General features: G+C 58.2%; 14 protein-coding genes. 6 read left to right on the top strand and 8 right to left on the bottom strand.

Going from position 1 to position 15,999, the window contains the following annotated elements:
* Positions 1–36 precede the first annotated feature (36 nt).
* The 3 genes from R1T46_RS05415 to R1T46_RS05425 all read left to right on the top strand — a co-directional run bounded on the left by R1T46_RS05415 (position 37) and on the right by R1T46_RS05425 (position 1,497).
* On the top strand, positions 37–747 hold the full coding sequence (locus R1T46_RS05415) for a 1-acylglycerol-3-phosphate O-acyltransferase (protein WP_317307595.1): 711 nt from the start codon (positions 37–39) through the stop codon (positions 745–747).
* 103 nt (positions 748–850) lie between these two features.
* Positions 851–1,093, top strand: a complete 243-nt coding sequence (locus tag R1T46_RS05420; protein WP_317307596.1) for a GlsB/YeaQ/YmgE family stress response membrane protein — start codon at positions 851–853, stop codon at positions 1,091–1,093.
* A gap of 2 nt (positions 1,094–1,095) precedes the next feature.
* Positions 1,096–1,497 carry an MAPEG family protein gene (locus R1T46_RS05425; protein ID WP_317307597.1) on the top strand — a complete coding sequence of 134 codons (402 nt, stop codon included), beginning with the start codon at positions 1,096–1,098 and terminating at the stop codon, positions 1,495–1,497.
* Between the two features lie 54 nt (positions 1,498–1,551).
* On the opposite strand, the gene R1T46_RS05430 is transcribed toward R1T46_RS05425, so the two are convergent.
* Positions 1,552–1,998 carry an OmpA family protein gene (locus R1T46_RS05430; RefSeq protein WP_317307598.1) on the bottom strand — a complete coding sequence of 149 codons (447 nt, stop codon included), beginning with the start codon at positions 1,996–1,998 and terminating at the stop codon, positions 1,552–1,554.
* A 334-nt stretch (positions 1,999–2,332) separates the two neighbouring features.
* Between R1T46_RS05430 and R1T46_RS05435 the strand changes: the two genes are divergently transcribed.
* A complete protein-coding gene (locus R1T46_RS05435; protein ID WP_317307599.1) occupies positions 2,333–3,781 on the top strand; it encodes a rhomboid family intramembrane serine protease in 1,449 nt (482 codons plus the stop codon).
* A gap of 42 nt (positions 3,782–3,823) precedes the next feature.
* On the opposite strand, the gene R1T46_RS05440 is transcribed toward R1T46_RS05435, so the two are convergent.
* Positions 3,824–5,278, bottom strand: a complete 1,455-nt coding sequence (locus R1T46_RS05440; RefSeq protein ID WP_036211148.1) for a hypothetical protein — start codon at positions 5,276–5,278, stop codon at positions 3,824–3,826.
* A gap of 118 nt (positions 5,279–5,396) precedes the next feature.
* Here R1T46_RS05440 and R1T46_RS05445 point away from each other — a divergent pair, with 118 nt between their 5' ends.
* Positions 5,397–7,226, top strand: coding sequence for an ABC transporter ATP-binding protein (locus R1T46_RS05445; RefSeq protein WP_317307600.1), 1,830 nt, complete (start codon positions 5,397–5,399; stop codon positions 7,224–7,226).
* Between the two features lie 201 nt (positions 7,227–7,427).
* Entirely contained in the window at positions 7,428–10,187 is a 2,760-nt protein-coding gene (gene acnA, locus R1T46_RS05450) for an aconitate hydratase AcnA (protein WP_317307601.1), read from the top strand.
* A 63-nt stretch (positions 10,188–10,250) separates the two neighbouring features.
* Here the strand turns inward: acnA and R1T46_RS05455 are convergent, their stop codons facing one another.
* The 6 genes from R1T46_RS05455 to R1T46_RS05480 are packed head-to-tail and all read right to left on the bottom strand — an operon-like array spanning position 10,251 to position 15,991.
* Positions 10,251–11,258: a PAS domain-containing sensor histidine kinase gene (locus tag R1T46_RS05455; RefSeq protein ID WP_317307602.1), complete on the bottom strand. Its 1,008-nt coding sequence runs from the start codon at positions 11,256–11,258 to the stop codon at positions 10,251–10,253.
* Entirely contained in the window at positions 11,143–11,730 is a 588-nt protein-coding gene (locus R1T46_RS05460) for a hypothetical protein (protein ID WP_317307603.1), read from the bottom strand. The genes R1T46_RS05455 and R1T46_RS05460 overlap by 116 nt, the downstream gene beginning before the upstream one ends.
* 6 nt (positions 11,731–11,736) lie before the next feature.
* Complete coding sequence (locus R1T46_RS05465; protein WP_317307604.1) at positions 11,737–12,150, bottom strand: sensor histidine kinase; 414 nt, start codon at positions 12,148–12,150, stop codon at positions 11,737–11,739.
* Entirely contained in the window at positions 12,083–13,120 is a 1,038-nt protein-coding gene (locus R1T46_RS05470) for a PAS domain S-box protein (RefSeq protein WP_317307605.1), read from the bottom strand. Before R1T46_RS05470 ends, R1T46_RS05465 begins: the two co-directional genes overlap by 68 nt.
* A complete protein-coding gene (locus tag R1T46_RS05475) occupies positions 13,023–14,183 on the bottom strand; it encodes a GAF domain-containing protein (RefSeq protein WP_317307606.1) in 1,161 nt (386 codons plus the stop codon). The genes R1T46_RS05470 and R1T46_RS05475 overlap by 98 nt, the downstream gene beginning before the upstream one ends.
* Positions 14,180–15,991 carry a sensor histidine kinase gene (locus R1T46_RS05480; protein ID WP_317307607.1) on the bottom strand — a complete coding sequence of 604 codons (1,812 nt, stop codon included), beginning with the start codon at positions 15,989–15,991 and terminating at the stop codon, positions 14,180–14,182. Before R1T46_RS05480 ends, R1T46_RS05475 begins: the two co-directional genes overlap by 4 nt.
* Between the last annotated feature and the right edge of the window lie 8 nt (positions 15,992–15,999).

Genomic DNA, 15,999 nt, shown 5'->3' on the forward strand with positions numbered 1-15,999 from the left:
ACTTGTGCGCCAAAAATTGCATCAGGGTTGTCGTTAATGGGAATGCCAAGAAAGCTGCTGGCCTGGCTGATGGTGCCGGTCATCTGTCTGTTTGCACTGGTTCTGTATGTTGCCCGGCCATTTAATCCGAACAATAACCGCTTGCTGGCACGAACGATTGCCCGTGTCGGTCGTTTTCTCCTGGGCATGGAGCGCCCTCTGGAAGGGGCCGACAACATGCCGCAGGACCGGCCCACGGTCGTTATTGCCAATCACCAGCACAACGATGACCTGTTCGTGATGGGGGATTTGCTGCCTCCCCGCACCGTCACGGTAGGCAAATCATCGCTGATATGGATCCCGTTTTTTGGCCAGGTGTTCTGGCTCGGAGGCAACGTCATCCTCAACCGGGGACGCTCCCACAAGGCTGTTGCGGTGATGCAGGCGACCAGCGAAGCGATCAGCCGTGACCGCAAGAGCCTCTGGGTCTTTCCAGAGGGCACCCGCAGCCGCGGCCGGGGTCTGCAATCATTCAAGAAAGGGGCTTTTCACGCCGCCATTGCTTCCGGTGCGCCCATCACCATGGTCTGCGCCAGCCAGTATTATGATCGTACCCTGGGGTGGTCCGGCCGTCGCGAACCGGTGGCTATCCGGGTGCTTCCGCCGGTTGAAACCGCAGGGCTCACGGTTGCGGATATTCCCCAGTTGATGGCCCAGTGCCGCCAGCAAATGGAAACAGCCATCGCGGACCTCGAACCTACCGCCTGAACGTGTCCCACGAAACTGCCTGCCTCCCTGCGGAAGTGCTTGAAGCGCCGGGTAAAACAGGGCAGTCTTTCGGGGACTGTTTCGCTGCTCGGAGATGCATACTATGAATCTGATTCTGTTCCTGATTATTGGTGGTGTGGCGGGTTGGTTGGCCGGCCTGATCATGAAGGGCCGAGGCTTCGGCGTACTGGCTAACATCGGTATCGGTATTGTCGGGTCTGTTCTGGGCGGTTTCGTTTTTCGCCTGCTGGGCCTGGCTGCGCAAGGCGCCATTGGTGAACTGGTTACCGCCACAGTGGGTGCCGTGTTGCTGTTGGCCGTCGTCAGCGCGATCAAGAAGTCCTGATTATGATCGTACCTGTCTCTGCCGTTTTTGCAGCCGTTCTGGGGCTGCTGTTGCTGGTGTTGTCGGGGATGGTTTCCCGTTTCCGCCTGAAATATAAAAAGAGCCTGGGCGTCACCGACGACCGGGACTTCGAGGCGGCTGTCCGTGCCCAGGCGAATCTGGTGGAATACGCCCCCCTGGGGTTGGTGATGCTGGCGATTGCCGAGTTGAACGGGGTTTCCAGTGGGCTGGTGTACTGGGCAGGGATGGCCTTTGTGGTGGGGCGAGTGTTGCATGCCTTCGGCATGATCAATGGCCGGGGTGGCCCCCATATCGCCCGTATGGCAGGTATCCTGTTGACCTGGGTTAGCATCCTCGCCATTGCCGTATTGCTGCTCTGGAATGTGTTCCAGGTCTACGGCTGAGTCTCCCGCGGGGGCGACGCGGCCCCCGGATCTTTTATTTGTAAGGCCGGGCTCCTAGAGCGCCCGTGCCATTTCCATGGTGACGTATTCCAGTTCCAGCCGGCGGTTGGCGGCGTGGTCTTCCGGGCGCGCCAGGGGGCGATCGCTGCCCCAGCCGCTCACCAGAATCTGGCTTTCCCTGACGCCCTCGCGAATCAGTACTTTCGCCGCGCTGCTAGCCCGCAGGCGGGACAGGAAATGGTTGTATTCACTAACGCCGAAATTATCGGCATGGCCATGGATACGCACCGTAGCGCCCGGGTTGTGTCGCAGGTAAAGCGCGTGCTGGCGCAGGATGGCCAGGTCCTGCTCATCCAGGCGATGCTTGTTGAAACCGTAGTGGAACCGTAGCCGGTGTGGCTTGCGGGGTGTGTCGTCCGATGCCAGTGAGGGCATTGGCAAGCCTGATTCGATGGCCGCTCTGGCAAGTAGATCCGGGTTGTCCAGTATGAGTACAGTCATGGCAGTTTCCTTGGTTGCACGTCCTGTTTTTCTTGTTGTCCCGGCAACTATTAGCTGTGGCCGGGACAACGGCAATTGGCGATTGGTCGAAACCCATACTTCGTGCTCGTTTCGAGCATCGTGCGATTCGCCCCTTTGCGGCTGCCTTGATTGAATGTCATTTGTATGACCATCGTGTGACAACCGCAGAGTAGCCTGTTTGTGGTGCCGCGCACAGTTTGTTTTGCCCGTGGCCGGCTAAACCGCTTCAGAATTCATTACAACGCGAAAAACTGGCCATGCTGTGGTAAAAAGCACCTCTCAAGGGACAAATTATGATGAATTGTGACGGCCCATGCTGATTATCCCCGCCGAAAACACCGTGAACTGGAAGCGCCCACCCTGGGTCACCCTCGGGCTGATCACGACGTGCCTGCTGGTTTTTTTCTTTTATCAGGGCGACGACAACCGGCTGATTGAAGAAGCGGTTGAGCAGTATCTGGAATCGGATCTGAAGTCGCTGGAAGCCCCGGTATACGAGGACTACCTCGAGCGCCAGATCGAGTTCGAAGACAATCAGAATCGGGTCTACGACCTGCAGAACTTCCAGCAGCTGCAGGAAGAGGGAGGGGACTTGTGGGTTGCCTACAGCCTGCTGGCGGACCGTGAGTTTTACCAGTACATGCTGCAGAACCGGGACAGGCTCTGGGCGCCGGCCGAGCGCCGCCTGTGGCTGGAACAGCGTGGGGGTATTCAGACCCAACTAATGGATAGGCTCAGCGCCAATCAGCTAGGGCTGGTGCCCGCGGAATTTTCCCTCTACACGCTGATTACCTATCAGTTCCTCCACGGCGGTTGGGGCCACATTATTGGCAACCTGGTGTTCCTGTTCCTGCTGGGGTTTACCGTCGAGAAGGCCCTGGGGGCAGGGCGTTTCCTGCTGGCATACCTGTTGTGTGGCGCTCTGTCGGGTGTGGTGTTCACCGCGTTTTCCATGGGCAGTCACATACCCCTGGTGGGTGCATCCGGGTCCATCTCCGGGCTCATGGGCATGTACGTGGCCATCTACGGGTTGCAGAGAATCCGCTTCTTCTATTTCGTTGGTGTGTACTTCAATTATTTTCGCGCCCCGGCGTTGGCGATCCTGCCCGTGTGGTTGGGCAAGGAAATCTACGATTACTGGTTCGCCGGAGCCACGGGCATTGCCTACATGGCCCACGCGGGTGGCCTGGTGGCCGGCGCGGGTATGGTCTGGCTGCTGGGCAAGAGCTGGTTGCAGGTGAAGGAAGAGTTTTTCGAACCAGAGGAAGATGAGCAGGACGAGCGTTTCACCACCGGCTACAGTCAGGCCATGGCCAGCCTCGGCCGCATGGATTTCGACCTGGCCCGGCGCCAGTTCGAGGCGCTGAGAGAGCACTACCCGGACCGCACTATCCTGTTGGAGCACTTATATCAGCTGGCGAAACTGCGCCCGGACCTGCCGCAATACCGCGAGCGGACTCAGGAATTGATGAACGAGTCCCTTAGCCGGCGCCAGCCCGAGCGGATGGTCGAAATCTGGCAGGAGTACCTGGGCAAAGGCGAGGGCCATGCCCCGCTCGACGCAGAGGACCACAACCGGGTGTTGTTCACCTGCCTTCGTAATGACGACCTGAAAGCCGCGGAGAAAGCCTTCGAACGCCTGCGCAGTGCCGGTGATCAGCTCCTGGCCAGCGAAGCCTGCCGCTTGTTGGCCGAGGAGTTCGAAAAGCGCGAGATGACGCCCAAGGCTCGCCACTACAGGCAGTTGTTACAAGAAAGCTAGCTCACGGTTGGAAAAGCCTCCCCAACAATCGGCCTGACTCCCTTACTCCTGAACTGCGAAAGAAGCCTTCGGGCCTTTCAATGGCTCCCGGTTCTCAACCTGCTGCAGATACACATCCACCTGCTCGTGCAAAGGATGGTTCAGACAGCGTTTCTTGACGAAATTGAGGAACGCCGACGCTTTTTCCCACTGCCCCAGACCATTCGCCAGCGCCTGGGCGACCAGCAGATAGGCCGGTGCCAGTTCCTCGCTGTCCGGGAAACGCTTGTGGAAGTCCTGCAGTAACTTCAGTGCCGGTTTGAAATGCCCGCGCTGATACAGGCAACGGGCGCAGCGCACTGACAGCTCGGGGTCCTCCAGCCGGAACCCCGGCTCCACGGTTTCGATAGCTGCCAGTAACGCCGCGATACCCTCGCCGTCGTTCCGTTCCGCCAGCATGTTCAGCAATCGGGGGTGATACCGATACAGCTCCGGAATATCATTACGGGCGGTCAGCAGCTGATGCAACTGTCCCAACCGAAAGGCGTTCTGGGAATCCCGTTTCAGGGCTTCCTTGAGCATCGACTGGACCCGATCGTAGTTGCCGTCCTTCAGGTTCATGTCAATGTCGGCGTCAAACCGATGGGTGCGGTCGCGGTTCTGCATTTCGCCGGCGTTTTCGTCATCCTGCAGATCGCTGGCAAAGCCCAGCTCCTCCTGGTACTGGAACAGCAGGTAACCCAGCATGTGGAACAGGATCAGCGTAAAGGTGCTGTTGAGAAAGCCCGCCAGTGTGCGGGCAACACCCGGAGCGAAGTGGGTGAGGGCGAAATCCTGGGCCGCCCCGGACGCCAGGGTCAGCAGGATCAGGTAGCCATACAGCAGGAAATAGGGCGTGCCGATGCGCGAGATCAGCACCGCCAGGTTCATGGGGTTTACCGCGGCCATGACCGAGCGCTCCATGGCGAGCACCATAATGCTGGCGGGCAGGGCCAGTATCACGAAGGCCACGGCCAGGAACATCAACAGCGGCCCGCCAACCATGGCAGCGGCCGCTACCATGCCGCCCATAAGCGCAAACACCAGTAGCTGCAGGATCACAATGTCAAACCCGCTGCCGGTAAATGCCACTGCTACCGGAGGCGGTTTCATATGACCCTCGGCGGTGTGGCTGATAACGGCATAGGTATACTTCAGCAGTGCCAGGGCCAGCACCAGCGTGATGATCAGGCCGATGAGATTGCCGCTGACGACCAAGGGCACCAGCGTACAAATGGCAATAACCATCAGCGGATCGGTGTGGAACGGGTAGCGGAAGAAAGCACCGATCCGGTTCCAGAATGGCACGGCCTCCGTGGCGGCACCGAGATAGCGCATGGCACGGCTGCAGTGGGGGCACAAGGCGTGTTGTTTTCGAGTGTCCGCATCCGGCATGCAACGGGTGCAGTAGTGTATCTGGCAGTCACCGCAATGCCATTTTGCGGGTTCGCCGGGGTGGTAATGGCAGTCGTGTTTCACAATGGGCCCGGTTCTGGTACATCGAGGGTTTGAGGGGCAATGATGGCAGAAGGTCGGGTAGACTGTCACCGAATTTGCAGCGTACCAGTGTGGGTGGCATCGCATTAACGGAGGTTTCTTGGAGCAGGCGGCGGATCTGAAAGCAGTCGGGCCGGACAGCACGGGTCGCAACGACAACCGGTACACCTGGCGGGGCATTCTGTCCCTGGCCCTCAAACACAAGCCGCGGCTGGTGAGAGCGAACATGCTCGCCATACTGGCCACGGTGGTCAGCGTGCCTATTCCCCTGCTGTTGCCGGTACTGGTGGACGAAGTGTTGCTTGATGAGGCCGGCCCGGTGCTGCCCGTAATGCAGACGATGCTACCCGAAACATGGCACCTGCCGGTGGTTTACATCGGCCTGATGGTGGTAGCAGCGTTTCTGCTAAGGTCGTTGTCGCTCACCTTCAACGTGCTTCAGTCCCGTGAGTTCTCCAAGATTTCCAAGGATGTGGTGTTCCGTATCCGTTCCCGACTGCTGGGCCGGCTGCAGCGGGTGGCCATGTCGGAGTACGAAACCCGTGGCTCGGGCGGCATCACCAGTCATTTTATTACCGACCTGGATACCATCGACCAGTTTCTGGGTACCACCATCAGCCGTTTCCTGGTGGCGAGCCTGACCGTCACCGGAACCGCCATCGTGCTGATGTGGGTTCACTGGCAATTGGGACTGCTGATCCTGCTGTTCAATCCGCTGGTGATTTTCGCCACCATGCTCATTGGCAAACGGGTCAAGGAACTCAAACGCCAGGAGAATAGCGCCTACGAGGACTTCCAGGGTGACCTGACGGAAACTCTGGACGCAATCCACCAGCTCAGGGCGGCTAACCGGGAACAGCACTACCTGCGCCAGCTGATCAGCCGCGCCCGCACGGTTCGCGACCATGCCATACAGTTTGAATGGCGCAGCGACGCCGCCACCCGCGCCAGCTTTGCGCTGTTCCAGTTTGGTGTCGACACTTTCCGCGCGGCCGCGATGGTGACGGTCCTGTTCAGCGACCTGAGCATCGGCATGATGTTCGCCATCTTTGGTTACCTGTGGTTTATGCTCACGCCGGTACAGGAAATGCTGAATATGCAGTACGCCTGGTTCGCCGCCAATGCGGCGTTGGCGCGCATCAACCGCTTGCTGGAGCTGGAGGAGGAGCCCCGCTACCCGGCGCTGGAAAACCCCTTCAGGGATCGTCACACCGTTGGCCTGACGCTGAAGGACATCCACTTCAGCTACGGTGAGGAATCCGTGCTCAAGGGCATTGACCTCCATCTTGAACCGGGAGAGAAAGTCGCGGTTGTGGGCGCCAGTGGCGGCGGAAAATCCACTCTGGTGCAGGTCATTCTGGGTATGTACACACCGCAGCAGGGGCAGGTGCTGCTGGGTGGTGTGCCGGTCCAGCGCATCGGGCTCCCCTGTCTGCGGGAGAACGTGGCCACCGTGCTACAGCACCCGGCCCTGTTCAACGACACCGTGCGACAGAACCTCACCCTGGGCCGGGACAAGACCGACGCCGAACTGTGGCAGGCCCTGGCCATCGCCCAGCTGGACGGGACCGTGGCGGACATGCCTCAGCAACTGGATACCATGATTGGCCGTCAGGGGGTGCGTTTGTCCGGTGGCCAGCGCCAGCGGCTGGCCATTGCCCGCATGGTGTTGTCGGATCCCTCCGTGGTGATCCTTGATGAGGCCACCTCCGCCCTGGACGCCGAAACCGAGTTTCAACTGCATCAGGATCTGGAGGCTTTCCTGCGTCAACGCACCACCCTGATCATTGCCCATCGTCTGAGTGCCGTGAAACAGGCCGACCGTGTTTACGTTTTCGAGGACGGCTTCATCACCGAGGAAGGGCATCATGACGAGCTGATCGCCCGCCAGGGGCTCTACGCCCAGCTTTATGGGGATCGACAGGCCTGAGGGGGATAGGGGTATTCACCGCCGCAATACTGAACATTCACGGAACCGCAGTTGAAGTCTGGTCAATCGGTGCAATAGTTATAGGAGACTTTCAAAATCAGGGTCTTTGCATCAGTCTATTGCCATCCGCGGTCAGTACGCTGATGCAAAGGCTACTGCTAAGCCTTCCGAAATCTTCGGATCATCAAAAGGAGGCACCTCATGTCGAAACAAAGCCTGAGTAAAGACAGTCTCAATACCCTCTCCAGCCTGGAGGCTGGTGGCAAGACCTATCACTATTACAGCCTGCCCAAGGCTGCCGACACCCTTGGCAACATCGACAAGTTGCCGTTTTCCCTCAAGGTGTTGATGGAAAACCTGCTGCGCAACGAAGACGACGCCACCGTGGACCGGGGCCATATCGATGCGATGGTTCATTGGATGAAAGACCGTAAATCCGATACCGAAATCCAGTTTCGTCCTGCCCGTGTGCTGATGCAGGACTTCACCGGTGTCCCCGGTGTGGTGGATCTGGCGGCCATGCGAGAAGCGGTCAAGGCAGCCGGCAAGGACCCCGCAATGATCAATCCGCTGTCGCCGGTGGATCTGGTGATCGACCACTCGGTGATGGTGGACAAGTACGGTGACCCATCAGCCTTCAAGGACAACGTTACCATCGAGATGGAACGCAACCAGGAACGCTATGAGTTCCTGCGCTGGGGGCAACAGGCGTTCGACAATTTCCGCGTGGTGCCGCCGGGGACCGGTATCTGTCACCAGGTGAACCTGGAGTATCTGGGTAAGACCGTGTGGAGCAAGGACCAGGACGGAAAAACCATCGCCTACCCGGATACCCTGGTGGGCACAGACTCCCACACCACCATGATCAACGGCCTTGGCATCCTCGGCTGGGGTGTGGGTGGTATTGAAGCGGAAGCGGCCATGTTGGGCCAGCCCGTGTCCATGCTGATTCCGGAAGTGGTCGGTTTCAAGATTACCGGCAAGCTGCGCGAAGGCATTACTGCAACCGACCTCGTGCTGACCGTCACCGAAATGCTGCGCAAGAAAGGTGTCGTGGGTAAGTTCGTGGAATTCTACGGCGACGGCCTGAAAGATATGCCCGTTGCGGACCGTGCCACCATTGCCAACATGGCGCCGGAATATGGGGCTACCTGTGGCTTCTTCCCGGTGGACGAGCAAACCATCAAATACATGCAGCTGACCGGCCGCGAAGACGACCAGCTTGAGCTGGTGGAGGCCTATGCGAAAGCCCAGGGCCTCTGGCGCCAGCCCGGCCAGGAGCCGGTCTACACCGACACCCTGGAACTTGATATGGGTGACGTCGAAGCCAGCCTCGCCGGCCCCAAGCGCCCGCAGGACCGGGTTGCCTTGAAGAACATGAAGGCCTCGTTTGAACTGCTGATGGAGACCGCTGAAGGCCCGGCAGAATCCCGTGAAGACAAGCTGGAATCCGAAGGCGGGCAAACCGCCGTGGGTGTTCAGGAAAGCTACGAGCATGCCGCCAGTCAACCATTGGAAATGAACGGCGAAAAGACCCGGCTGGACCCTGGCGCGGTGGTCATCGCAGCAATTACTTCTTGCACCAATACGTCCAACCCCAGCGTGATGATGGCTGCGGGCCTGATTGCCCAGAAAGCGGTCGCAAGAGGGTTGGATACCAAGCCCTGGGTGAAAACCTCCCTGGCGCCGGGCTCCAAGGTGGTAACCGATTACCTGAAGGTGGGTGGATTCCAGGACGATCTCAACAAGCTTGGTTTCAACCTGGTGGGTTATGGTTGCACCACCTGCATTGGTAACTCCGGCCCGCTGCCGGATGCCGTTGAAAAGGCCATCGCCGATGGTGATCTTACCGTGGCCTCGGTGTTGTCCGGTAACCGTAACTTCGAGGGCCGGGTGCACCCACTGGTGAAAACCAACTGGTTGGCCTCACCACCGCTGGTAGTGGCTTATGCCCTGGCCGGCAACGTGCGCCTGGACCTTTCCAAGGATCCTCTGGGCGACGACAAAGACGGGAATCCGGTGTACCTGAAGGACCTGTGGCCAAGCCAGCAGGAGATCGCTGAAGCGGTCGAGAAGGTGAAAACCGACATGTTCCATAAGGAATATGCCGAAGTCTTCGACGGCGACGCGACCTGGAAGGCGATCAAGGTCCCCGAGAGCAAGGTGTACGAGTGGTCGGACAAGTCCACCTACATCCAGCACCCGCCGTTCTTCCAGGGTTTGAAGGAAGAGCCTGACGCTATCGACGATATCAAGGACGCGAACATTCTGGCGTTGTTGGGTGACTCCGTCACCACCGACCACATTTCACCGGCCGGGTCGTTCAAAGCCGACAGCCCGGCGGGGAAATACCTGCAGGAGCGGGGTGTGGAACCGAAAGATTTCAACTCCTACGGTTCGCGCCGGGGCAACCACGAGGTGATGATGCGTGGCACCTTCGCCAACGTGCGCATCCGGAATGAGATGTTGGACGGCGTTGAGGGTGGGTTCACCAAGCACATCCCCACCGGCGAGCAGATGCCCATATACGATGCCGCAATGAAGTATCAGGAAGAGGACACCCCCCTGGTGGTCATTGCCGGCAAGGAATACGGCACCGGCTCCAGCCGTGACTGGGCTGCGAAAGGTACTCGCTTGCTGGGTGTGAAGGCCGTGGTTGCCGAGTCCTACGAGCGTATCCACCGCTCCAACCTGATCGGTATGGGCGTGATGCCGCTGCAGTTCAAGGACGGGGTCGACCGCAAGAGCCTGAAGTTAACAGGCGAGGAAACCATCAGCATCAAGGGCCTGTCCGGTGACATCAAGCCGGGTCAGACACTTGAAATGACGGTGACTTATCCGGATGGCAAGACCGAGACCTGCGAGCTGCTGTCCCGGATCGACACCGCCAACGAAGCGGTCTATTACCGCCACGGCGGTATCCTGCACTATGTCGTGCGGGAGATGCTCAAGTCGGCGTGACTGTTTGGTCTGGCGTTGGCCTGGCAGGGCAACCTGCCGGGCCTCTCAATACTCAGTTACCCATTACCCCGCCACTGGCAGTTCCAGCCAGAACGTAGCCCCCTCGCCCGGAACGGATTCATAGTCCACCGTGCCCTTCATGCGCGCCATCAGCTCCCGTGTGATGGCCAGACCGAGCCCGGTTCCGCCACTGGCTCTTCGGTCCGACGAATCAGCTTGTGAGAACTTCTTAAAAATATGCTCCCGAAAATGCGGGGCGACGCCCTCACCATGGTCCCTGATACACAGCCGAACCGACTCTCCGCGCTGGCTGGCGAAAATGTCGACGGAGGACCCTGCCGGAGAAAACTTGATGGCGTTGGACAACAGGTTGGTGATGGCCTGGTTCAGGCGCTGACGATCCACATGAACTGTCACGGCTGGCAGTTCAGCCACCTGAAGATGAATGTCTCGCTGTTGGGCAAAGGTTGCGATGTTTTCAACACTCTCGTGAACAAGATCCTGCAGAACATGGTGTTCGCTACGGAAGGGCATTTTGCCGGCCACAAGCTTTTCCATATCGAGTAAGTCGTTGATCAGGAACGTAAGCTGCTGGCTGTTCCGATAGGCGATGTGCGCCAGTTCCGAGGCTTTCTCCGGCAGCTCGCCGACGGCATTGTTGGCCAGCAGCCCCAGGGAACCGGAAATCGAGGTCAATGGGGTGCGAAGCTCATGACTGACAGTGGAAATGAACTCATTCTTCAGGTGGTCGGCTTTCTTCCGCTCTGAAATGTCCTCGGTGATCAGCCAGACAACGGGTTCGTCGCCGTCATCGTCCAGTTGCAGCCCGTGGAGCATGACGGGAGCCAGTTCCTGCCCAGGCGTCATGAAGTAGCCTTCAAGGCCGCTGAGTCTGGTATGTTCCTGAAGTGTTTCCTGGACCCTGGGCCTGTTTGCCAGCGGCTCTCCATGGACATCAAGCGGTTGGTCGAAGAAATCCAGTGACTGGACGGAACTGCCAAACTGGTTTTCGAACGCTGGGTTTGCCCGGAGCAGTCGATTGGAGGTGACGCTGAACAGCCCGATGCCCATGGGTGCCAGTTCGAAGAGTCCCTACCACGCGACGGGTGTTGAGCAGCATTTCGATTTGATCTGGCGATAAGCCCTGCGCGGTCAGGTCGAGCCCGATCGCAGCCTCATTGCCGGCCAGTGGGTAGACATGGCGAATCACGAAATCCGGAGCCAGTCCAATGTTTCGGAGTTCTGGTGCCAGGCTTAAGATGACCGACGCCAGTTCCCGGAACCGTTGGTCGTCGATATCGGGTTGTATTGCGACGTTGGCGGCCAGCCCCCACACTGTCTGAATGTTCTGCAGTATGGTGCTTTGCAACTTGAGGCCTATCTCATCCGTCTTTTCCTGCCACTGCTGACGGACATGATTGCGGTGGCTGGAAGAACTGGACGCATCAAGGGAAGCCGCAACAATCATAACCAACAGCAGAGCGCCCAGCCTTGAAGCCCAGATCAAACGATGAAACACGTTAGAACGCGTTTTTGCTGCCACTATCGATTATCCATCACTCTCATCGGGTTTGATATCCAGCCAGAACGTCGAGCCGTATCCCTCGGTGGACTTGAATCCCACGTCGCCACCCATTTGAGACATGATCTCCCGGGTAATGGCCAGCCCGAGGCCCGTACCGCCCCGTCCACGGGTGTCCGAGCTGTCAGCCTGGGCGAACTTTTCGAATATCCTGGGTCGGAAGGTTTCCGGTATGCCTGTGCCATAGTCCGTAACTTCGATGCGAAAAAGACCGTCATGGAGGTGTGTCAGTATGACAACTTCGGCCTCCGGCGGGGAAAATTTGATGGCGTTGGACAGCAGGTTGTCGAGCGCCTGTCCCAGGCGAAGGGTATCAATAACGGCGTTGACCCAGGGATGGTGGTTTTCGAACCGAAGGGAAACCTGTTCGATCAACGGCATAGGTTGTGAGTCGGTCTACACTATCCTGAATGACGATGCCGATGTTTTGTTTGCGCATCTGCATGTCCATTTGACCGGATACCAGCTTCTCTATATCGAGAAGATCGTCAATCAGATGTCGCAATTGATCGCTATTGCGGGCCGCGATAGCCACCATGGCTTTGACCTTGTCAGGCAGGGGCCCAAAAACCCCGCCCGCGATCAACCCAAGGGAGCCTGATATAGAGGTCAGGGGTGTCCGCAATTCATGGCTGACGGTAGAGATGAACTCGTTCTTCATCCGGTCGACCTTACGGCGCTCTGATATGTCCTCAACCAGCGACCATACCAGTGGCTCGCTGCCGACACGCTCCACCAGAACGCCTTGGAGGAGGATCGGGAACCGGGAGCCATCCTTGCGGATAAACTCCTGTTCCATGGGGCCGAATCGCCCGTGTTCTTTCAAATCAGTGATGGCCTGCTGCGTCTGCTCTACGTAATCCTCGGGCGTTGCGCTCCAGTAGTTCAGTGCCAGGAACTCTGAATGAGAGTAACCGCTGTATTCCAGCAACGCGGTGTTAACGTCATGGTTTTGCCCGCTTCTGAAATCGGTCAGAAGGATGCCGATTGGCGATAGTTCGAAGAAGGTGCGTAGCAGTTGCTCTCGTTCCACGAGAGCAAGCTGTGAGCGTTTTTTTTCATCAATGTTGGCGACGAATCCGTGCCAGATGATGCTGCCGTCGGGGCGCCGTTCAGGCGTGGCGCGGCCTTCGACCCAGATCCAGTTTCGGTCCTGAGCTTTGGCTCGGAACTCGGACTCCCAAATCGCCAGCGATTCCTCAGAACGGTTGATAGAGGCCACTACATGATCGATGTCGTGGGGATGTATGGCGTTAAAGGCGGCACCGGCATCCTCTTTGACGGCTTCTGGGGAAATGCCGTAGAATGTCGCGTATGCCGTCGCTGCTGTAGAGAAACCTGGACCCGCCATCCGGGAGCACCTGGTACTGATAGAGCATTCCAGGCACGTTTTCCGATAGCTTTCGCAGCGTATCCTCATGGGAGTATTGCTGGAGAAGGGCTGCCATCCATTGCGCCAGCCACACGATAAACAGGCGGTCCAGATCCGTGAACGGTCTGGGCCTTGGCGATACCGATGAAAAATTAAGTGTGCCGAAGAGCTTGCCATCAAATTCTATCGGCGCTGCAATATAGCTTTCGAGGCCCATTTGGGCATAGCACGGTTGGTGGCGATATCGGGAGTCGCCCATGTGGCTGATCGCCAGATGGTCGCCTTTTTTGAGCATCAGTGTGCAGTAGGTTTGTTCCAACGGTAGTGACAGGTCCGCCTCAAGAGGAGAATCGTCAGGCGCTCTGAACCAGCGAACTGTGTAAACATCGCTGGTGATTTCGCTGACGATCCCGGTCTCCAATTCAAGATGGTGGCGGCCGAGATCCAGGGCCATGTCTATTTTTCGTTCCAGGGGGGCGGATGCGTCCACCGTCAGGTTGTTCAGTGCACTTAGAATCCGTGTCTTTTCGATTTGTTCCTGGCGGGATTTGTTCGCCTCGAAGTCATTGATTTCCTCATCAACACACCGAGCCAACTCCTCGAGAAGCGCACGCTGATCATGGTCGAGCGATCGTGGCCGGGTGTCTATGATGCAGAGAGTGCCCAGATTGTAACCTTCATGGCTACGGAGCTGCGCACCGGCGTAGAAGCGAATGTGTGGGGGCCCGGTAACGAGTGGGTTGTCGGCAAATCGGGGATCTTCAAGGGTGTCCTCGACAATAAACAGGCGATCGATAAGGATGGCGTGGCCGCAGAAGGACATATCCCTGGGTGTTTCCCTGGCATCCAGCCCCTGGCTGGATTTGAACCATTGCCGCTTGTCGTCGACCAGTGACACCAGGGCAATGGGGACTCCGAAGGCGAGCTTGGCCATTCGTGTAAAGCGGTCAAATCGCTCCTCCCGTGGTGTATCAAGCAGGTGGGTGCGCTTCAGAGCAAGAAGTCGTACTGCCTCATTGAATGGACTTTCGGGTGTTTTCATCGGTCCGTTTCCTTGTCAGCGTTGCTCAGCAGTGCGTCCCGCGATGCCGGGATATCGACCCAGAAATGCGCGCCCTTGTTATTGTAGTAGCCAACACCCGCGTTCATCAGTTTTGCCAATTCCGCACAAATGGCAAGCCCCAGCCCAGTGCCCTTTACCGAACGGGTGGTACCGGTTTCGGCCTGGGCGAATCGTTTGAACACGCTGTCGGCAAAGGAATCCGGTACGCCGGAGCCCTGGTCACTGACGGTGATTCGCACGCAGTCTGCCGAGTGAAGCCCGGCGCTTATCCTGACCACCCCCTCCTGGGGCGAGAATTTGATGGCGTTGCTGACGTAATTGTCCAGAATCTGCCTCAGCCGGTGTTTGTCGCAGAGCAGGGGCGGCAGATCTCCGCTGTCTGACACGAGCCGGACCTCGTGTTCGGCTGCCATGGTGTTGTTGTCCTCTACGGCGCCTTGCAATATCGGTTGGATGGCTTCATTTTGGATTCGCACCTTGAGACTGCCATCGGACAGTTTGTTGAAATCAAGCAAATCCGACACCAACAACTGCAGGCGCTCTCCATTTCTCAGTGCAAGGTGTGCCATTTCCTGGCTTTTGTCGTTGAGCTGCCCGGTTACGCCGGAAGTCAGCAGCTTCAATGCCCCGGTCAACGAGGTGAGCGGTGTGCGAAGCTCGTGACTGACGGAAGACATGAAGTAATCTTTGAGCCGGCCCAGGTTGTCCCTCTCTTCCAGCAGTTGGTTGAAGGCTCTGGACAGATTGCTGACCTCGGGAATGCCGGATTCTTTCAGCCGCATGGCGGAATCCGGGTTTTCGGCCATGCGCCGAATGCGCCCCGTCATTCGGTCAAGTGGTGACATGGTGGTTCTGACCAGCAGAAAACTCACGGCGGCGATGGCAAGGGTAATCAGCAGGCTGATGTTGAAAAACTGAATAAACGACTGCCGGGCTGGCGTGGTTGCCTGCTCATAAGGTACGGCACGAACGAATACCCATCCCAGCCGCTGCAGGTGCTTGGTCGCGTATATCAGCAGCTGGCCCTCCTGACCACTGACCTGTCCGAAGGTAATGCCGGATAACGCTGCGTCTGTCAGGGCGTCTGCGCCAGGGTCTGGCAGGGGTTCGATATTCTGCGAGCCCCTGCCGGAGTCAACGTACAGAAAGTTCTCCGTGTCGATGATCCTCTCGATACCCCGAGAACCACCGAAGCCCCTGTGGCGATTTTCCGGCAGCAGGCTGGTTTTGCCCAGGTCCAGGGTGCCACCAGCGAATCCAAGCAAGTCGCCATCGTCGGTTTCGATGGGTGCCAGAAACGACAGTAGGGGCCTGCCTGTCGTCCGTCCGATGATGGGTTTGCTGACGATGGGGCGTCGGGCTTCCAGGGCTTCCTGAAAGTGGGGGCGATCCAGGTAACAGGTTCCAATACGTTTTGGAACGTAAACATTTTCCGCTACAGCGCACCCTTCGTCATCGAAAATGAGAAGCGCCGCCGGGAACAGATCCTGGAGCGTCATCTGGCGAGCCAGCGCGGTAGAGAGATCAGTTTGGTCGGGAAGGCGGTCGTTGTCGGCCAACTGCGACGCAAACGCCGACAGGGAGTTCAATCGAAGCTGAAGTTTTTGGTCGACCTGCTCTGAGGTTCGTGCAGCTTCGAGAATCTGGCGTTGGGTGAGCAGGTCTTCGAAGTCCTGCACCAGGGCCTGGTAAGCGATCGCAATAATGGCCGAAACGGTTGCGAGGCTGCCGATGACGATGATGATAGCCACCCGGCTGCTAAGGGAAAGCGATTTGCGCGACCGCAATGAAGTTC

The sequence above is a fragment of the Marinobacter salarius genome (assembly GCF_032922745.1).
Lineage (GTDB): Bacteria > Pseudomonadota > Gammaproteobacteria > Pseudomonadales > Oleiphilaceae > Marinobacter.